The organism is Blastomonas sp. AAP25 (assembly GCF_001295965.1).
GTDB classification, from domain to species: Bacteria; Pseudomonadota; Alphaproteobacteria; order Sphingomonadales; family Sphingomonadaceae; genus Blastomonas; species Blastomonas fulva.
Map to the genome: position 1 here is coordinate 37,658 of NZ_LJHP01000028.1, position 17,236 is coordinate 54,893.

Genomic DNA, 17,236 nt, shown 5'->3' on the forward strand with positions numbered 1-17,236 from the left:
CATGGCCGACAGCGACATCAAGCCAAGGGCGCTGCTGAAACGCGCCGCGCGTCTGCCGGTGCTGGCGGATGTCGCCCTGCGGCTGGGCTTTGCGTTCTTCCTGATCGCGCTGGTCATCATGATCCATTGGCTCGACCGCGCGGGGCTCAAGGACAATTTCGACAACGAGATCAGCTTTCTCGATGTCGTCTATTTCACGATGATCTCGGTCACCACCACCGGCTTTGGCGATATCGCGCCGGTGTCCGACCGCTCGCGCCTGATCGAATCGGTGGTGGTGACGCCGGTGCGGGTCGCGGTGATCTTCATCTTCGTGGGCACCGCCTATAGTTTCGTCCTCAAGCGCACATGGGAAAAATGGCAGATGAGCAGGATCCAGCAGCGCCTGACCGGGCATATTGTCGTGCTGGGCTTTGGCACCAGCGGCTCGGAAGCAGTGCGCGAACTGATCGCGCGCGGCACCGAACCCGGCTGCATCGTGGTGATCGACCAGCACGAGCCCTCGCTCGCCCGGGCCGAAGCCATGGGGTGCAACGTGCTCAACGCCGATGCGGCGCGCGACGAAACCTTGCGGGATGTGCACATCGACCGGGCCTGCTCGGCGATCGTCTCGGCCGGGCGTGACGATACCTCGATCCTGATCGTGCTGACCATCCGCCATCTGGCCCCCGACGTGCCGATCAGCGTGGTGGTGCGCGCGGCCGACAACGAGCTGCTGGCGCGGCAGGCCGGGGCCAACACCGTGATCAATCCGGTCAGCTTCGCCGGATTGCTGCTCGCGGGCTCGTGCCAGGGCCCGCATATCAGCAGCTACCTGGCGGACCTTGCCTCGTCGAGCGGACGGGTGGTGCTGATCGAGCGGATGGTGCGCCCCGAGGAGGTCGGCCTGCCGCTCAAGGACATCAAGGATGGCGTGGGCGTGCGCATCTATCGCGATGGCAAGCCCTACGGCTTCTGGGACGATGAAAGCGCCAGCCTGTCCGCCGGAGACCTGGTGGTCGTGATCACCCAGGGCGATGGCCGCCCGCCGGTGACGATGGCGAACGATTGAGGGGCCGAATTCGGTGCTGAATTTCAGCCTTACCGCTTGCTGGCGGGGAGAGGAGTAACGCGGCACGCCTGCGTTTCGGGTGTCAGTCGCCGCCGCAGCCTCCGCCGCAGCCGCTGCACCCGCTGTCTCCGCCCGAGTCGCTCCCGCTGTCGCTGTCTGCGCCGCTGTCCCAGTCGCCATCCGCGCCGCTGCCGCCGAAATCGCCTCCGCCAGCCATGAACGCCGCGCCGCCTGCTGCGGCTGCGCCAGGGCCCGCGCCTCCGCCCGACCAGCTGTCGAAGATCGCGCCCGATCCGTCCGAGCTGTCAGTCGAGCCGCGCCGGGCATTGCGTCTGCGCAAGGCATCCTGTTGCGGCGCGCCGCGTCGTGCGCGCAACCGGCGGATGATGCTGGCCATGACGGCGATCCCGATGAAAATCAGCAGCACCAGCCCGAAAAAGCCGAGATCGGAGCGTTGAACGCCGTTGAAGAACGACCGGAACACCGGCGATCCTTGCACGACGGCGGTGTCTGCTGCCAGCGCAGTGCAGGCCGCAAGCAGCGCCGCGCCTCCTGCCAGCGCCGCAACCGAGACCGATCGCCGCGGCAGCACGAAGTTTCGTGACCGGTCGACCCATTGATACCGCGTCCCGAAGCGCAGTTCGGCAGCTGGCCAGATCTCTGCCGGGGGCTCGGCACCGAAGGTGTCGCGATAGCGCGCCAGGGTCTGCGCATAATGGCTGCGATACTTGCGCCCCTCGGCGCCCCCGCCTGCGGTGGGGCCATGGTGCAGCGGGCGCCCGATGATCCGCGCGCACAGCTCGCCCCAGTAATGGCGGGTATAGGCCAGATGCAGGTGCCAGGCCTGATCGACTTGGTCCGACGGGGTGACCGGCGATGTGCCTGTCGCGGCGAGATACAGGAAGCGCTTGTATTCCTCGACCACAGCGGCGGCATGCCGGCGCGACCAGCCGTTTTCCCGCGCGAGCCTTTTGGTAAAGGTCAGCGAGGCACCCGCAGGCTCGATGCGCATTGCATCCAGCGCCCGCCAGATCGAATCGTCGATGGTGCCCATAACCGCCCTCCCGCTGTCGTGGAGGAAGCAGGCTATACCGGAAGCGGGCGACCGGCAATCCAGGATGTAAAATGGAGCGGAACGCAAAACGGGGCCACCCGCGCATGTGCGGATGGCCCCGTTCTTACGGATTCAGCTCCGGGCCGGGATCAGCGGCGGACGCGGGCGCGGTTTTCCAGATCGGTCAGACGACGCTCGACATAGGCGCGCTCGTCCGCGGTGGCGTTCATGCGGGCATAGGCCGCTTCCAGCCGCGAGATATCCTCATGCTCGACCCTAAGCTGTGCTTGTGCGCTGGCCGACAGGCCGCTCGAGGGCAGGGCGCGGGCGATCGCATCGAGGCGTGCACGCGGGGTCTGCGTGGTGTTGCCGCCGCCGCTGTTGACCATGTCGCCAACCCGCGCATCGAGCGCTTCGAGCCTGGTGTACAGGTCGTCGCGCTCCTGCTCGGTCACCCGGCCATCGCGCAGATAGTTCGCTTCGGTGCGGACAAGCGATGCATAATCGGTCTTGAGCCGGGCACCTGCCACGCGCGTGATGCGGCGCGAGGACACCTGCGCATCGACGCGCTGGTAGAATTCGTTCTGGCCTTCGGCGATCGAGATGCCGATGTCGTTGCCCGGGTCATTGGCATAGCCGCCATCGGTGATCACCTGGGTCAGCTCGGTATAGCGTTCCGCAAGCTCGGCCTGCTCCTGCCGCGTGAAGCGGCGATCGGCGCCGTAGCGCGCTTCGAGCTGCACCAGATCGTAGTAGTCGGACTTGAGCTGCGCGCCGGTGCGCTGGTCGATGGTGCGCGCGCGCACCTCGGAATCGATCCGGCTTTCGAACTGTCCGCGCTGCGTCGCCAGCGGGGTGCGGCCCAGCGACCATTGTGCCTCGATCGAGCCTGTCGATCCGGTGCGATCACCGAACAGCGCGCCGAAGATCGAGTTCAGACGCTCCTGCTGGCGCGAAGGCTGCTGATCGTTGGTGGTGTTGGTCTGCGCATAGGCCGCGCTGCTGCTCAGCATCAGGGCAGCGGCGGCGGTAGCGGTATAGAATGACTTCATTGGGGCGATCCTTATCGGTTGGTCCACCCTGTACGTGCGACCAATGGAAGGGTTGCCTTGATGTTAACTCCGCCAGGCGGCGCTGATTCAGCTGGCGAGGCCGGACTTCAACATGGTGATCACGCTGTCCTGCGAGTCGACGAGGGCCAGCACATGGCTGCGGGTCTGTTCGACCTGCGCGGCACCGCCCGCTTTGATCTCGCCCGCCGCTTCCTTTTCTAGCCGCGCAACATACAGGACTTCCAGATCCCCCAGCAGCTGGGTGAGCTCGCGCCGCGGGGCATCCAGCGCGCTGATCCGGGTCTGTGCCACCGACCAAGCTTCGCTGCCGACGCTGGCGTTCTTGGCGGCTGCTACCGCCTGCTGCGCGGCGGAGCGCGCCATAGCGAAATCCGCTTCGGCCTTGTCGGCGCGGGCCAGCAGCGCGGTCAGATCGCGCGCCAGTGCGGGGTCGGTGACGGATTCGATCGGCGGGGGCGGGGCCTTGGCCTCGGCCTGCCGGTCGCGCAGCTCGACATCGCGCCGCGCCAGCGAGGGGCGATCGGCCATCGGTTCGAGGCAGCCGCCCAGCAGGGCAGTGAGGCTGAGCGAGAGCGACAGCAGCGAGGAGGAGGCAACATGTTTCATGGCCAATCCATCTACGGGAGGCGAGGGCGTGTCGCAATGCTTATGGGCTTGTCATCCTGGCGGACTCAGGGCTAAGAGAGCGTCGATTGTCAGGTGGGCAACGGCCAAAAAAGCCGCTGCCATGGTTGACAGCCCCGGCAGTTTCACCTAACGGGCATGGCTTTCCGGCGCGGGACATCCCGTCGCAGGGCAGCGGTTTTCACTCTGCTGATTCGGTTCTGGCAACAGTCGGGTCAAAGGTTTGGATATCGCAAATTGCGTGCCCGGAACCGATTTGAAGCAAACAGAAACGAGACAACCCATGTTCGCTATCGTGCGCACAGGCGGCAAGCAGTATCGCGTTGCAGCCGGAGATAAAATCGCAGTGGAAAAGCTGGCCGGAGAGGCTGGCGACGTCATCGCATTGAGTGACATTCTGCTCGCCGGTGACGGTGGCGAATCCAAGGATCTGGCCGGTGTGGTCGTCTCTGCCGAGATCATCGCGCAGGCGAAGGCCGACAAGGTCGTGATCTTCAAGAAGAAGCGTCGCCACAACTATCGTCGCAAGCTTGGCCATCGCCAGCAGCACACGATCCTGCGCATTCTGGGCGTTGGCGAAGCAGTGAAGGCAGCGCCTAAGAAGGCCGCCGCCAAGACCGAAGCACCGGTGGAAGCCGCTGCAGACGCACCCGCCGCTGAGGCTGCTCCCAAAAAGGCTCCGGCCAAGAAGGCAGCACCGAAGAAGGCCGCCGCCAAGCCCGAAGCCGATTCGTCGGCCGACAACGCCTGATAGCGCGCGCACAAGGAGTTTTGAAAAATGGCACATAAGAAAGCTGGCGGTTCGTCGCGCAACGGTCGTGATTCCGCAGGTCGTCGTCTTGGCGTGAAGAAGTTCGGCGGCGAGCCGGTGATTGGTGGCAACATCATTATCCGCCAGCGCGGAACCAAGGTCTATGCCGGCGCCAATGTCGGCATGGGCAAGGACCATACCCTGTTTGCGCTCACCGAAGGCCGCGTGAAGTTTCACGAAGGCCGCCTTGGCCGCAAATATGTATCGGTCGTGGCCGAAGCCATGGCGATGGCCGCCGAATAACGGACGATCGATGACGGGTCGTCCTTCACAGGGATGACCCCGGCCGGTGCCGAGCACCGGACCAGATGACAGGGAGATGGGGTCCGTCCCATCTCCCTTTCTTTTTGTCTCCCTGTCACGGCTTTGACTCGAGCCTGTCACCTTCGGGTGGCATGGGCGCGGGTGACACAGGAGAGACATAATGTTTGCAAGAACGCAAAGATTGTTGCTGCGGCCAGTCTGGCCCGAAGATGCCGAAGGCCTGTTCGCGGCGCTGAACGATCAGGGAATCGTGTGCAATCTCGCCCGCGCGCCCTGGCCCTATTCGCGCGAAGACGCGCAGGCCTTCGCCGCGCGCACCCAGGATCCCCGCTATCCGCATTTTCTGCTCACTTTGCCGGGCGATGCCGGGCAGACGCTGGTCGGCAGCTGCGGCCTTGGCGAACGCGATGGCGAGGCAGAGCTCGGCTACTGGATCGCGCGGGAGCATTGGGGGCAGGGTTATGCCACCGAGGCGGCGCGCGCGGTGATCGCCAACGCCTGGATGCTGGGCCACCGGCGTCTGGCCGCCAGCCATTATATCGACAATCCGGCCTCTGGCGCGGTGCTGCGGCGGCTTGGCTTCCGTCCCACCGGCATCACCCGCCCGCGCTTCAGCGCAGGCCGGGGCTATGACGCGATGGCGAGCGAATATGCGCTGGAAAGCGACATGGCGGAGGTGGAACGACCGCTGGCGGCGTGAAGGTTAATTCTCCCCTCCCGCAAGAGGGAGGGGAGAGGGATTGGGGTAACCCCCTATTTCTTCACTGCAAAGCAGGCCTGGCCGGATTTCGCTACGCTGTCGCAAGCCTTTTTCGCGGCGGCCTGGGTGGCGAAGGGGCCTGCCTGCAGCCGGGTGACTGCGCCGGCCTTGACCAGATAGGGCTGCAATCCGCTGAGCGCGGCGTTCTGGCGTTCGAGGCCAGACCAAAGGCCACGTGCGCGGCCTTCGTCGCTGAACGCGCCAAGCTGGATGCGCCAGTCACCGCTCGCGGCGACGGCAGGCGCGGCGCTTGCGGCAGCAACCGGAGCGGCAACCGGTGCGCTGGCGGGCGCCTGGGCTGGCATCGAGGCCGGTGCGGTGGCCCGCGGCGCCGGCGCCGAGGTCGAGCCCGAAGGCGCGCCCATGGTTGCGAAGTCCACGCCCGCGCTGGCAGCCGTGCCGGTCGGGCTGGAGGGGATGGCAGGGATCACCGAGCCGTTGACATTGGAGGGCGGCAGGCTGGTGGTCTGGATGGTCGAGCTCGATCCGGGCTTGCGCCGGTTTGGCGCGGCGGTCGGGCCCGCTGCTGCCATCACCGGTTTTGCGCTCGAGGTGGCTCCAGTGGCGGGATCGATGCCGAGCCCGGCAGCGGCGCCCGCGAGCTTCTGACGCTCGGCTGTGGCTTCGCGCTCAAGCTGGGCTGCAAGCTGCGTGCCCTTGGTGCGATCGGCAAGCGGGATGTACTTGTCCATCGTTGCCAGGCTGCGCGAGGCCTGGGGCAGGCCCTGCGCCGAAGCGCGGGTCATCAGCGCATAGGCGCGCACCCAGTCCTTCTCGGCGATATCGCCATTGAACATCGCGGTACCCAGAACATATTGCGCTCGAGGCTCACCCCTGGCGGATGAGGCGCGGATATAGGGCATCGCCTCGTCGCGGCGGTTATCCTGAAACAGCACCAGGCCGTAATTGTCCGCTGCCTGGATATGACCGCGATCGGCGGCCTTCTTGTACCAGCTTTCGGCGAGCTTCAGGTCCATCGGCACGCCGCGGCCCAATTTGTACGCCTGGCCCAGGTTGAACTGGGCATCGGGGTCGCCCTTGGCTGCGGGATCGCGCCATTCGGTGACGGCCTTGTCGAATTCGCCGCGCTCCCACGCATCGACCCCGGCCTTGACGTCGGCGAGCGCGGGAGTCGCCGTCCCCATCGCCAGCAGGGCGGTCGCCAGCATCAGGCGGGTGCGCGAAAATTTTGTGGAATGTGCCATGCGGGTCTTGCTCCATCGCATATGGTAAAGCCTCGGTTCGACCATATCAGGCCGGTTTTGCGCGGCAAGCGGGGCTTACCGGTCGTTACATGCGTAAATCGCTATACCTAACGACATATTAGCAAAGCGTTGATGACGCGATCAACCCGCACAAATGCGGCAGTATCCGGCAACTGCCCTATTCCGGCACAGCGCAGCGTTAACCCAAAATTAGGTGCCCCAGGCGCATTTTCACCCCTGACCGATTGGACCGAATAGGGGGTTTGAGTGCGCGTACTCGCTTTGGCATCTCAAAAAGGAGGATCCGGCAAGACGACCCTGTCGGGTCATCTCGCCGTGCAGGCGCAGCTGGCAGGCGATGGCCCGGTGGTGCTGATCGATATCGATCCGCAAGGTTCGCTGGCCGACTGGTGGAACGAGCGCGAGCCCGAATATCCGGCATTCGCGCAGACCACCGTGGCGCGGCTTCCCGCTGACCTCTCGATCCTGCGCCAGCAGGGGTTCAAGCTCGCGGTCATCGATACTCCGCCTGCGATCACCATGGCGATCCAGTCGGTGATCTCGGTCGCCGAGCTGATCGTGGTGCCGACCCGGCCCAGCCCGCACGATTTGCGCGCCGTGGGCGCCACGGTCGATCTTTGCGAGCGCGCGGGCAAGCCGCTGATCTTCGTCGTCAACGCCGCCACCCCCAAGGCCCGGATCACCTCAGAGGCCGCCGTCGCGCTGTCGCAGCACGGCACCGTCGCGCCGACGACGCTGCACCACCGCACCGATTTTGCCGCCTCGATGATCGACGGCCGCACCGTGATGGAGGTCGATCCCAACGGCAAGTCCGCCGCCGAGGTGCGCGCGCTGTGGACCTATATCTCCGACCGGCTCGAGAAGAACTTCCGCCGCACGGTTTTTGCCGTGCCCAATGCACCCGTGATCCCCGGTGCCATCCGCCCGATGGGTGGCTTCGGTCGCCGCGTGGCGGGATCGTAAGCGAGCACGGGGGCAAGGATGAGCTTTATGGCCGAACCCAAACCGATCGCGTCGCTTTCGTCCGGTCTGCTGGCGCGCAAGGGCGCCGCGCGCCCTGCCATGCGCCGCCAGGGGCTGGAAGGACTGGGCCAGATGGGCGGCATGCTGTCGCAGTCGCGCCCGGATGACGACTATACCGGACAGGACGATCTGGGCTGGAACGACATGGGCTATGATGTCGATCCGGCGCATGACGAGCATGCTCCCGATTATGGCAATCTGCTGGCAGGCGCGATCCCTGATGCGCCGGCTGCGAATGCCGCCGATCATGCCGCGGCAGTTGCGGCTGCCGATGCGATGGCCCAGCCTTTGGTGCCCATCGTGCCTGATGTGGTGCGCCAACAGGCAGAGATTGCCGAGCGCATGACAGAGCCGGTCGCCGCAATGCCGGTCGAGCCCGAAGCCCAGGCTGAAGCCCAGACTGAAGCCGTGATCGAACAGCCCGAAGCTCCGGCCCAGGTGCTGTCGGTGCGCAAGCGCAAGGTGGCGGTCCCGGTGGATGCGGTCATCGCTGCGGTTCCGGCGGGTCGCCGCGCGGCCTTCACCCTGCGGCTCGACACCGACCGCCATCTCAAGCTTCGGCTTGCCAGCGCGGTGACCGGCCAGTCGGCGCAGCAGCTGCTGACCGCGGCACTTGACGAATTGTTAACCAAAATACCCGAGATAGAGGACCTGGCTGGTCGCGTTCCGCGATCGGCAGGGCGTTGAAACTGATGAGCGGGTCGGGCCTGGCAAAGAGGGAAATGGCTATGACGAGCGGAACGAAGATGAACAGGGCACTGATGCTGAAACTGGCCGCATCGACCATTCTGGTCGGCAGCGTGCTGGTAAGCTGCTCGGCAAGCTCTGGCGGCGGCCGTCCGCAAAGCCTGTCCAGCAACGCCCAGAAGGCGCTCGACGCCGGCAAGCCCGAAAAGGCGCTGGCCAAGGCGGAAGCTGCCGTCGCGCTCGATCCCCGCAACGCCGATCTGCGCACGACACTGGCGCAGGCCTATCTTGCCAATGGCCGGTTCTCCTCGGCGCGCCAGAGCCTTGACGATGCACTCGCGCTGGGCGACCAGAGCGCGCGCACGGTGATCAGCCTGGCGCTGATGCATGTAGCCGAAGGTCGCGGCCAGGCGGCGCAGGCGTTGCTGCGCGAACATCGTGATAGCATTCCCGCCAGCAATTATGGCCTGGCGATGGCGCTGGCCGGAGATACCGCGCTCGGCGTCGACGTGCTCTCCGACCAGATCCGCAGCGGCGATAGCTCTTCCAAGGTCCGCCAGAACCTCGCTTTTGCCTATGCCCTTAATGGCCGCTGGCGCGAGGCGCAGCTGATGGTCGGACAGGATCTCGACCCCAAGGTCGCGCAGGAGCGCATCACCGAATGGGCGCGCATGGCGCACCCGCAGGCGCATGTTCAGCGCGTCGCATCGGTGCTGGGCGTTAGCCCGGTCGAATTTGACCCCGGTCAGCCGGTGCAGCTGGCGCTCTCCGCCACGCCGTCGATGGCGCAGGCCGCAACCGAGATCGGCCAGCAGGCCATGGCGCAGGCTGCGCCCGCTGCCGGTCCGATCGAACTTCCCCCGGTTCAGGACAGCACAATGGGGCTGGCTGGCGTCGAGGCCGCACCCGCGTCCGTCTATGCCGATGCCGCGCCTGTCGTTGTGGCCGCTGCCGAACCTGCAGAACAGCCGCGCGCCATGCTGGCACCGCTGATGGTGGTGCGCGAGATCGTGCAGCCGCTCCCGGGCAATTACCGCACCAAAGCGATCCGCAAGACGCGCGACGGAAGGGTCGTTCAAGTCGCCGCGCGCACACCGATCGTCGAGCAGGAGAGCCCCGTTCGCGCGGCTGCGCCAACGGTAGTCGCTGCCAAGGTTGTGGCTCCCAAAGCCGCCCAATCGCCTGCAGTCTTCCAGAAGGCCAGCTTCGCTCCGGTGAGCGACGGCGCGTTTGCGGTGCAGCTCGGCGTGTTCTCGAATCCGGCCAACGCCAATCGTGCCTGGGCTGGCTACAGCGCCAAGCACAAGGATCTGGCCTCGTTCTCCAAGGCTGCCGTGCCCGCCAATATCGGCGGTCGCACCCTGCACCGTCTGACGGCAAACGGCTTTGCCGACGAAAAGAGTGCGCGTGCCATGTGCGCGCAGGTCCGCTCTGCAGGGGGCGAGTGCATCATCGCCCGCGCGGTTCCGGCCAAGCCCGGCGGCACGCAGATTGCTGCACGCCGCTGAGAGGCGGTACGTCCATTCTTGCTGCTATTCCCGCGCAGGCGGGAATTTCGCCTGTTTTCTGACCTCGCGCCACAAGCGGGACCCCCGCTTTGGCGGGAGTAACGAATCTGTGGTCTATTGGCGTTAAGCCCTCAGGCCTTCACCAGCCCGATTTCCACCAGCCGCTGGTGCAGATAGTCGTCCGCCAGGATCGGCTCGGGATAACGGTTGGGCGTTTCTGCGCTGATGCAGCCTTCGAGCGTGCGGATCGGAAAGTCCGAGCGCAGGTGGAGGAAGAACGGCATCGAATAGCGGCTGTACTTCGCCCGGTCGCCCGCAGGGTTGCGCACGCGGTGCGTGGTCGAGGGCAGGGCGTGGTTGGTCAGCCGCTGCAGCATGTCGCCGACATTGACCACCAGCGCGCCTTCGGGCGGACGCATGTCGATCCATGATCCATCGCGTGCCAGCACTTCCAGGCCGCCTTCTTCAGCCCCCAGCAGCAGCGTGATCAGGTTGATGTCTTCGTGCGCGCCCGCGCGAATCGCGCCTTCTTCGCCCTGCGCAGCGTCCATCGGTGGATAATGCAGCAGCCGCAGGATCGAATTGCCCTCGTGCACCGCGGGCAGGAACCAGTCCTTGTCGAGCCCCAGATACACCGCGATTCGCGACAGGATGATGTTACCCACCCGGTCGAACTCGGCAAACAGCGGTTCGAAGGTCTCGCGAAAACCCTCGGGACGCTCTGGCCAGACATTGCTGGGCATGGTGTGCGCGATCGGGCTGGCGGGGTCGATCTCGCGCCCGACATGCCAGAATTCCTTGAGATCGTGCGCCTTGGCGTCCTTTGCGATTTCGGTACCGAACGGTGTATAGCCGCGCTGGCCGCCGGCCTCGGCGTCATAATAGCGGCGCTTTTCCTCGGTCGGCAGCGCAAAGAACTGCTCGGTCTTCTCCCAGCCCTGCTTGACCAGCGCCGGATCCAGCCCGTGATCCTTGATCATCGCAAAGCCATAGGTCGAAAAGCTGTCGCCCAGCTTGCGCGCCAGTTCGGCGGGTTCATCGGTGAGCGAGAGAATGGGCAGTTGTATCATGATGCGGTCCGCAATAGCTGAGGGGATGACGATATTTGCCCCATGTAGGCGTGCTGACGGGAAAAATCATGACCCAATATTGGCTGATGAAATCGGAACCCGACGAATATGGCTGGGCCGATCTGGTAAAGGCGGGCGAGGGCACCTGGGACGGGGTGCGCAACGCACAGGCCTCCAACAATCTCAAGGCCATGCGGGCAGGAGACCTGGTGCTGTTCTATCACTCGCGCACCGGGCTCGAGGCGGTCGGGGTGATGGAGGTGAGCGCCGAGGCGTTTCCCGATCCCAAGGACGACACCGGACGCTGGGTGGCAGTGAAGGTAAAGCCGGTGCACCCGCGCAAAAGACCAGTGTCGCTCAAGGTGATGAAAGCGCGGCCCGCGCTCGCCGACATGGCGATGCTGCGCCAGTCGCGGCTGTCGGTGGCAGCGATCACGCCGGACGAGTGGGCGGAAATCATGCGCATGGCAGGGAACGCCCCTTCCACCACCGCGTAAATGTTCCTGAAGCGAGGCACGCGGCCTCGCGCTTTGACGAAGGAGCATTTTATGGGTGAATTCAAAGACAAAGCCGCAGGCGTTGGCAATGATCTGGCCGGCAAGGCCAAGGAAGGCGTTGGCCGCGCAACCGACAACCCCGAACTGGTCGCCGAAGGCGAGGCTCAGCAGCTCAAGGGCGATGCCCAGAAGCTCAAGGGCGACGTCAAGGGCGCGTTCGGCGACAAGATCTGATCCTTCCGATCTGATCTAGCGTAACAAAAAACCGGCCCCCTAAGCTAGCGGGGGGCCGGTTTTTTTGTGTGCGTCGCGAGCGGCCCGCTCTTGGTCAGGGGGGAGCCGGTAGTGCGCTCAGCCTTATCGGTTCCGCAACCCGCTCACCGTCGCACCGCTCGCGGCGATTGCCTCGATGTCGGTCTTCAGGTGCAGCAACTTCAACCCCGGTTGCGCCAGCGCCTCGGCCAGCGCAGGCGCGAACTCTTCTGTGCGCTCCACCGTCGCCGCCCAGCCGCCATAAGCGCGGGCGAGCGCAGCGAAGTCAGGGTTTTTGAGCGTCGTTGCCGACAGCCGCGCGGGATATTCGCGCTCCTGATGCATGCGGATGGTGCCATAGGCGCCATTGTCGACCACGATCACCAGCAGATCGGCGTCGTATTGGACCGCGGTTGCCAGCTCCTGCCCGTTCATGAGGAAATCGCCATCGCCGGCGATCGCGACGACCTTGCGGTCACGGAGGCGCAGCGCGGCGGCGACGGCGGCGGGCACGCCATAGCCCATCGCCCCCGCGGTCGGTGCCAATTGCGAGGGCTTTTCGCCATAATGCCAATAGCGGTGCCACCAGCCCGAAAAATTTCCCGCGCCGTTGCAGATCACCGTGTCGGCGGGCATCGCATCGCGCATCGCGCGCACGCACTGGCCAAGGTCCAGCCGCACGCCGGTCGGTTGCGGATCCGACCAGGCGAGCCACTCGGCATGCGCCTGCTCGCCGGTATCGAAGCGCACCGCGTCCCCATCCCACGCTTCTGAATCCCACAAAGCCGCCGCCTCGGCGAACTCGTCCATGTCGGCGCACAGCGGCAAATCGGTACGGTAGACTCGGCCCAGCTCGTTGGGGTCGGGATGGACGTGGACCAGCAGCTGGCCGGGATGTTCAGGAGTGATCAGCGTATAGCCATCGGTGGTCGCCTCGCCCAGCCGCGCACCGACCGCGAGGATCAGGTCGGCGGCCTTAACCCGCGCCACCAGCTTCGGGTTAGGCCCATAGCCCAGATTGCCCGCCCAGACGGGCGAGGCGTTGTCGAACGCGTCCTGCTGGCGGAAGGCGCAGGCCACCGGCAGACCGATCCGCTCGGCGAACTCCTGGAAGTTCGCGCGCGCCGAGGGGCTCCAGTCCGCGCCGCCGATGATCGCGATCGGCGCCTTTGCGCCGCCAAGCATCTCCATCAGCACCGCAAAGCCGTTGGGGCATACCGGCTGCGCGGGGCGGGTGACGTGCGGACGGTCGGCGACTTCGGCCACGTCCTTGAGCATGTCCTCGGGCAGCGCGAGCACCACAGGGCCCGGGCGTCCCGAAATCGCGACCGAAAAGGCGCGGGCGACGTATTCGGGGATGCGCGCCGCATCGTCGATTCGCGCTGCCCATTTGCAAAGCGGCGCGAACATCGCCTGGAAATCGACCTCCTGAAAGCCCTCGCGGTCGCGCATTCCCCGATCGACATCGCCGATGAATAGCACCATCGGCTTGCTGTCCTGCATGGCCACATGCACGCCGATGCTGGCATTGGTCGCGCCGGGCCCGCGCGTGACAAAGGCGACTCCGGGCCGCCCGGTCATCGCGCCATCCGCGCACGCCATGAAGGTGACGCCGCCCTCCTGGCGGCACACGATCGTTTCGATCGCGGGCACATCGTGGAGCGCATCGAGCACCGCGAGAAAGCTCTCGCCGGGCACGGTGAAGATGCGGTCGCACCCTTGCGCGACCAGTTGATCGACGAGAATCCGGCCACCGGTGCGGGAGATGCTGGTCATGGGGTGCGGGTCCTCTGCCTGTGCGGTCGGAGCGGGTGGCATCCCGCCTTGATTGGCCATGGGGCTAAAGCGGGCGGGCACGGCGTGTCAACATGGTGCGCCGTCCGAGCGGGGATGGATGCGGATCGGGGCTAGAAACCGTAGACCAGCGTCAACCGGCTGGTGGTGTCGGTCGGGGCACGGCCCAGCGCGGGGGTCGATTCATACTGCACGGTATAGGACAGGCGCGCCTTCAGCTTGCCGATCAGCTGGCTGTCGAGCGCGGCGACCGAAAACAGCGTGCTGCGCTGCTCGTCGACATAGGCGCTGGCGGCTTCCGAAAGACTGATCGTCGGGGTCAGCTTGAGCTTGATATCGACCGACGCGAGACCCGCGACGACCGATTCGTCCATCCCCGTGGTAAGCTGCGTAAACCGCCAGGCGGGCCCCGCCTTGACGCTGAGCTTGGCATTGTCGCCGGTGAGGAAGCTGTAACCCACTCCGCCCGAAATCGAGTAGCGCGCGTGAAAGCCCTGGAAACGGTCCTGCTCGTATTGGCCGAGGCCATAGACATAGCCGCGCTCGTTGAACTTGTAGTTGGGCTCGACACTGAAGCGATATTGTTCGCGCACCACGACATCGCTGGTTTCCTGGTAATCCGCCCGCCCGAGCAGGCCGACGCGCCAGTCCTCGCCCTCGGCAGTGAGCTTGAGCCCCGCAGCAAGCCCCATGCCCGGAGCATTGCCGGTGGTGGTGAACGCGCCCAGCTCGCCTTCACCCGACCATTTGATCTGCGCGTGCGCCGTTTCCTCGGCTGGCTGGGCAGATGCCGTAGAGACAGGAGCCACCGGGACGGCAGCCTCGGCCACCACCACCGTCGCGGCGGGAGGGGGCGGGGCCGTTTGCGTCGAGGAATCGGTGCGGAACGCGGCGACCTGTGCGTCGATCGCTTCTGCTGCTTGTGGATGCGCCTGCTTGGCATAGCGCAGCACCACATCGAGCCCGGCCTTGTCGCCCGAACGCAGGGCGGTGTCGATCAGCTTGGTAATTCCATCGGGCGCCTGCGCGGCGAGCGGCTGGGCAGCTGCAAGAATCACGGCGAGCACGCTCAGCGCGGCGCGGGTGGTGGTCATGTCAGGCATCCCGGGGTTGCGAACAGGAATGCGCAGCCTAGATCAGCGGGCGGAACTCTTCCACCACCGCGCGGTACAACCGTCGCTTGAAAGGCACGATCAGTCCCTCCAGCGTCTCCGCCGAGGTCCATTTCCAGCTGCGGAATTCCTGGTGGTCGGTTTCAATGTTGATGTCGGCATCGGTGCCCATGAAGCGCATCAGGAACCAGAACTGGCGCTGGCCGCGATATTTGCCACCCCACATCTTGCCCATCAGATCGGCAGGAAGATCATAGAGATGCTCGTCGCGCGAGCGGGCGATCACCTCGACCAGATGCGCCGCGATGCCGGTTTCCTCGCCCAGTTCGCGATAGGCCGCCTGTTCGGGCTCCTCGCCGGGATCGATACCGCCCTGCGGCATCTGCCAGGCGTCGGCGCTGCTATCCAGCCGCTGGCCGACGAACACCTTGCCGTCGTTGTTGACCAGCATGATTCCCGCGCAGGGACGATAGGGGAGACTGTCAAATTCACTCATGTCTGCCGCCTTAGCGGTCAGCGGGCATCAAAGGCAATTGAACAATCGTCAGATGGCGTCTGCGTCCGACAAAAGCCGATGGACCGAAAGCGGCCCATCACCGCCTTGACGGCCTCGTCGCCGATCGGCTCGCCGCCCGGAGCAAAGCCTTCCCCGCGTTCGGCATATTGCAGCACGACCACATTTTGCGCGTCGCGCAGCAGCAGCGCCAGAAACTGCTCGCCGCGGCCCGAAGTCGCGCCGGGATAGCCGCCGGCTGCGATCGATCCGCAGCCGTTGCTCGACAGATTGAATTCGGTGCCGTCGCTGGTGCGCCCGCTGGCGATGACGCGCGAGAAGTTGGCCTGCTGGCATCCCTGGCTGGTGTTGAAGAAGCGCGCCTGCATCTCTGCGGTGGAGATCGGCGAGGACCCCGCGCCGCCGAACGCGGACAGCGTGATCATCCGGGTCCAGCTTTCCACGGTTGCGCCCTGCGGCACGAACTCCAGGATCATCTGCCGCTCGTTCTTCGCTTCGTAGACAGGCTCGAAGGTGTCGAACAGCCGGAACGAGACATTGCGGTCGAACACCGGCGTGCTGAAGCTGCAGCAACCTTCCGGGTTTGCGGCGCGCTGTTGCTGAAAGTCGCGCGCGACCCCGGCAAAATCGGCCTTGTTGCGGACCTTGGGCGCGGACTGCGCGGCCGATGGCGTTGCCTGCAACAGCACCGCCGCCAGCAGGCCGGCCGCCAGCCCCCGCGCCAGGCTTTGCCTGCTCACAGCTTGAGCATCGCTTTCATGCCGCGGAAAATCGCGTCGCAATCCTCCTGCGCGCTGGGTGCGCCCTTGCGCAGGCAGATGAAGCCGTGGATCGTGCCGCGCATCTCCATATAGGTCACATCGACCCCGGCCTTCACTGCGCGCGCGGCGAAATCGCGGCCCTGGTCGCGCAAGGGGTCGAGCCCAGCGGTGACCAGCAGCGTTGGCGGCAGGCTGGCGATATCGCCATTGATGCAATCGTTGCGGGCATCGCCGGGGGTCGCGGCATAGGCGGTCCCGAACCAGTTCATCGTGTCGGCGGTGAGCAGATAGCCCTCGGCAAAGTCGGTGAACGACCCGCCGGTCTGCGTCGAATCGACGACCGGATAGAGCGGCGCCTGTGCGATCACTGGGACCGATGCCGGATTGGCGATCAGCGCCTGGGTGGTGACGATCGTCAGGTTTCCGCCCGCGCTGTCTCCGGTGAAGACCAGCCCAGTGATGTCGAGCCCCAGCGTCTTGCCGTTGTCTGCGAGCCAGCGTGCCGCGCCTTCGCAATCGTCCGTGGCGGCGGGGAAGGGGTGTTCGGGCGCGAGGCGATAGTCGACGGCGATCACCGGCAGGTCCACCTTGGCGGCCAGTTCGGTGCAATAGGGATGGTGCGTGTCCAGATCGCCGATCACGAAGCCGCCGCCGTGGAAGAACATGATCACCGGGCCCGCCGCGCGGGTTTCGCGCGCATCGTAATAGCGCAGGCGGATCTCGCCGCCGGGGCCGGGGCAAGTGAGGTCGCGCACGATGGCAAGTTCGGTCGGCTCGGCATCGGCAACGAAGCGCATCATGCGATAGGCCTCGCGCGCATCGGCGGGGGTCATCTCGTTCATCGGCGGCGCGCCTGCAGCCGACAGCATCGCCAGCAGCATCGCAACATCGGGCCGCACGAACGGGCCTGTTGTCGCGTCGGCATCACGCTGCAGTTCGATGGTGTCGCTCATTCGGATCATCCTCTGTTTGTGTTTAACCGGGAGGTTAACGCGTCGGATGCTGCGGGTCCATCGGCAAAATCGGATGGCCAGTCGAGGCCCGGTTTGATCCTGATCAACGACGCACGCGCTGCTGTCTGCTGTCACAAAAACCAAATTGCGTGCCCGCCGCCCGGTGCTACACCTATCAGCGCGCTCACGTCGAAACTTAGGG

Annotated in this window: 19 protein-coding genes; 9 read left to right on the top strand and 10 right to left on the bottom strand. The window is 65.5% G+C overall.

Annotated features, from left to right (window positions below):
* The first annotated feature begins 1 nt into the window (after position 1).
* Complete coding sequence (locus tag IP68_RS16470) at positions 2-1,051, top strand: TrkA family potassium uptake protein (RefSeq protein ID WP_054136108.1); 1,050 nt, start codon at positions 2-4, stop codon at positions 1,049-1,051.
* 82 nt (positions 1,052-1,133) lie between these two features.
* Here the strand turns inward: IP68_RS16470 and IP68_RS20505 are convergent, their stop codons facing one another.
* From IP68_RS20505 to IP68_RS16485, 3 genes are all read right to left on the bottom strand, one after another.
* Positions 1,134-2,105, bottom strand: a complete 972-nt coding sequence (locus tag IP68_RS20505) for a hypothetical protein (RefSeq protein WP_197275836.1) — start codon at positions 2,103-2,105, stop codon at positions 1,134-1,136.
* A gap of 149 nt (positions 2,106-2,254) precedes the next feature.
* Positions 2,255-3,157, bottom strand: a complete 903-nt coding sequence (locus IP68_RS16480) for a hypothetical protein (protein ID WP_054136109.1) — start codon at positions 3,155-3,157, stop codon at positions 2,255-2,257.
* Between the two features lie 87 nt (positions 3,158-3,244).
* On the bottom strand, positions 3,245-3,784 hold the full coding sequence (locus IP68_RS16485) for a hypothetical protein (RefSeq protein WP_054136110.1): 540 nt from the start codon (positions 3,782-3,784) through the stop codon (positions 3,245-3,247).
* A gap of 301 nt (positions 3,785-4,085) precedes the next feature.
* Here IP68_RS16485 and rplU point away from each other — a divergent pair, with 301 nt between their 5' ends.
* From rplU to IP68_RS16500, 3 genes are all read left to right on the top strand, one after another.
* Positions 4,086-4,553: a 50S ribosomal protein L21 gene (rplU, locus tag IP68_RS16490; protein ID WP_054136111.1), complete on the top strand. Its 468-nt coding sequence runs from the start codon at positions 4,086-4,088 to the stop codon at positions 4,551-4,553.
* Between the two features lie 27 nt (positions 4,554-4,580).
* Positions 4,581-4,856 carry a 50S ribosomal protein L27 gene (gene rpmA, locus IP68_RS16495; RefSeq protein WP_026091630.1) on the top strand — a complete coding sequence of 92 codons (276 nt, stop codon included), beginning with the start codon at positions 4,581-4,583 and terminating at the stop codon, positions 4,854-4,856.
* 181 nt (positions 4,857-5,037) lie between these two features.
* Entirely contained in the window at positions 5,038-5,577 is a 540-nt protein-coding gene (locus tag IP68_RS16500; RefSeq protein ID WP_054136112.1) for a GNAT family N-acetyltransferase, read from the top strand.
* Between the two features lie 53 nt (positions 5,578-5,630).
* On the opposite strand, the gene IP68_RS16505 is transcribed toward IP68_RS16500, so the two are convergent.
* Positions 5,631-6,842: an SPOR domain-containing protein gene (locus IP68_RS16505; protein ID WP_231684092.1), complete on the bottom strand. Its 1,212-nt coding sequence runs from the start codon at positions 6,840-6,842 to the stop codon at positions 5,631-5,633.
* 267 nt (positions 6,843-7,109) lie between these two features.
* Between IP68_RS16505 and IP68_RS16510 the strand changes: the two genes are divergently transcribed.
* From IP68_RS16510 to IP68_RS16520, 3 genes are read left to right on the top strand one after another with little or no spacing between them, the layout of a single operon-like run.
* The gene (locus tag IP68_RS16510; RefSeq protein WP_054136113.1) at positions 7,110-7,826 is read left to right on the top strand and encodes a ParA family protein; all 717 of its coding nucleotides are present in this window, start codon (positions 7,110-7,112) and stop codon (positions 7,824-7,826) included.
* Between the two features lie 27 nt (positions 7,827-7,853).
* On the top strand, positions 7,854-8,573 hold the full coding sequence (locus IP68_RS16515; RefSeq protein ID WP_054136114.1) for a hypothetical protein: 720 nt from the start codon (positions 7,854-7,856) through the stop codon (positions 8,571-8,573).
* A gap of 41 nt (positions 8,574-8,614) precedes the next feature.
* Positions 8,615-10,081 carry an SPOR domain-containing protein gene (locus IP68_RS16520; RefSeq protein WP_054136115.1) on the top strand — a complete coding sequence of 489 codons (1,467 nt, stop codon included), beginning with the start codon at positions 8,615-8,617 and terminating at the stop codon, positions 10,079-10,081.
* A gap of 131 nt (positions 10,082-10,212) precedes the next feature.
* Here IP68_RS16520 and IP68_RS16525 read toward each other — a convergent pair whose 3' ends face one another.
* Positions 10,213-11,151 carry an isopenicillin N synthase family oxygenase gene (locus IP68_RS16525; protein WP_054136116.1) on the bottom strand — a complete coding sequence of 313 codons (939 nt, stop codon included), beginning with the start codon at positions 11,149-11,151 and terminating at the stop codon, positions 10,213-10,215.
* Positions 11,152-11,219: 68 nt separating this feature from the next.
* On the opposite strand from IP68_RS16525, the gene IP68_RS16530 reads away from it, so the two are divergent.
* Entirely contained in the window at positions 11,220-11,648 is a 429-nt protein-coding gene (locus IP68_RS16530) for an EVE domain-containing protein (RefSeq protein WP_054136117.1), read from the top strand.
* 51 nt (positions 11,649-11,699) lie between these two features.
* Positions 11,700-11,882: a CsbD family protein gene (locus IP68_RS16535; RefSeq protein WP_054136118.1), complete on the top strand. Its 183-nt coding sequence runs from the start codon at positions 11,700-11,702 to the stop codon at positions 11,880-11,882.
* A 123-nt stretch (positions 11,883-12,005) separates the two neighbouring features.
* Here IP68_RS16535 and IP68_RS16540 read toward each other — a convergent pair whose 3' ends face one another.
* The 5 genes from IP68_RS16540 to IP68_RS16560 all read right to left on the bottom strand — a co-directional run bounded on the left by IP68_RS16540 (position 12,006) and on the right by IP68_RS16560 (position 17,034).
* Positions 12,006-13,676, bottom strand: a complete 1,671-nt coding sequence (locus tag IP68_RS16540) for a thiamine pyrophosphate-binding protein (protein ID WP_054136154.1) — start codon at positions 13,674-13,676, stop codon at positions 12,006-12,008.
* A gap of 131 nt (positions 13,677-13,807) precedes the next feature.
* Positions 13,808-14,788, bottom strand: coding sequence for a YdiY family protein (locus tag IP68_RS16545; protein WP_054136119.1), 981 nt, complete (start codon positions 14,786-14,788; stop codon positions 13,808-13,810).
* A 37-nt stretch (positions 14,789-14,825) separates the two neighbouring features.
* Positions 14,826-15,302 carry an RNA pyrophosphohydrolase gene (locus IP68_RS16550; protein ID WP_054136120.1) on the bottom strand — a complete coding sequence of 159 codons (477 nt, stop codon included), beginning with the start codon at positions 15,300-15,302 and terminating at the stop codon, positions 14,826-14,828.
* Positions 15,303-15,319: 17 nt separating this feature from the next.
* Positions 15,320-16,060: a hypothetical protein gene (locus tag IP68_RS16555; protein ID WP_054136121.1), complete on the bottom strand. Its 741-nt coding sequence runs from the start codon at positions 16,058-16,060 to the stop codon at positions 15,320-15,322.
* Positions 16,057-17,034, bottom strand: a complete 978-nt coding sequence (locus IP68_RS16560; RefSeq protein WP_054136122.1) for an alpha/beta hydrolase — start codon at positions 17,032-17,034, stop codon at positions 16,057-16,059. The genes IP68_RS16555 and IP68_RS16560 overlap by 4 nt, the downstream gene beginning before the upstream one ends.
* Between the last annotated feature and the right edge of the window lie 202 nt (positions 17,035-17,236).

Coding starts and splice junctions, on each gene's coding strand:
- rpmA (WP_026091630.1), top strand. CDS start 4,581: ATGGCACATAAGAAAGCTGGCGGTTCGTCGCGCAACGGTCGTGATTCC.
- IP68_RS16500 (WP_054136112.1), top strand. CDS start 5,038: ATGTTTGCAAGAACGCAAAGATTGTTGCTGCGGCCAGTCTGGCCCGAA.
- IP68_RS16540 (WP_054136154.1), bottom strand. CDS start 13,676: ATGACCAGCATCTCCCGCACCGGTGGCCGGATTCTCGTCGATCAACTG.
- IP68_RS16520 (WP_054136115.1), top strand. CDS start 8,615: ATGACGAGCGGAACGAAGATGAACAGGGCACTGATGCTGAAACTGGCC.
- rplU (WP_054136111.1), top strand. CDS start 4,086: ATGTTCGCTATCGTGCGCACAGGCGGCAAGCAGTATCGCGTTGCAGCC.
- IP68_RS16560 (WP_054136122.1), bottom strand. CDS start 17,034: ATGAGCGACACCATCGAACTGCAGCGTGATGCCGACGCGACAACAGGC.
- IP68_RS16525 (WP_054136116.1), bottom strand. CDS start 11,151: ATGATACAACTGCCCATTCTCTCGCTCACCGATGAACCCGCCGAACTG.
- IP68_RS16515 (WP_054136114.1), top strand. CDS start 7,854: ATGGCCGAACCCAAACCGATCGCGTCGCTTTCGTCCGGTCTGCTGGCG.
- IP68_RS16505 (WP_231684092.1), bottom strand. CDS start 6,842: ATGGCACATTCCACAAAATTTTCGCGCACCCGCCTGATGCTGGCGACC.
- IP68_RS16485 (WP_054136110.1), bottom strand. CDS start 3,784: ATGAAACATGTTGCCTCCTCCTCGCTGCTGTCGCTCTCGCTCAGCCTC.
- IP68_RS16480 (WP_054136109.1), bottom strand. CDS start 3,157: ATGAAGTCATTCTATACCGCTACCGCCGCCGCTGCCCTGATGCTGAGC.
- IP68_RS16470 (WP_054136108.1), top strand. CDS start 2: ATGGCCGACAGCGACATCAAGCCAAGGGCGCTGCTGAAACGCGCCGCG.
- IP68_RS16535 (WP_054136118.1), top strand. CDS start 11,700: ATGGGTGAATTCAAAGACAAAGCCGCAGGCGTTGGCAATGATCTGGCC.
- IP68_RS16530 (WP_054136117.1), top strand. CDS start 11,220: ATGACCCAATATTGGCTGATGAAATCGGAACCCGACGAATATGGCTGG.
- IP68_RS16545 (WP_054136119.1), bottom strand. CDS start 14,788: ATGACCACCACCCGCGCCGCGCTGAGCGTGCTCGCCGTGATTCTTGCA.
- IP68_RS16550 (WP_054136120.1), bottom strand. CDS start 15,302: ATGAGTGAATTTGACAGTCTCCCCTATCGTCCCTGCGCGGGAATCATG.
- IP68_RS20505 (WP_197275836.1), bottom strand. CDS start 2,105: ATGGGCACCATCGACGATTCGATCTGGCGGGCGCTGGATGCAATGCGC.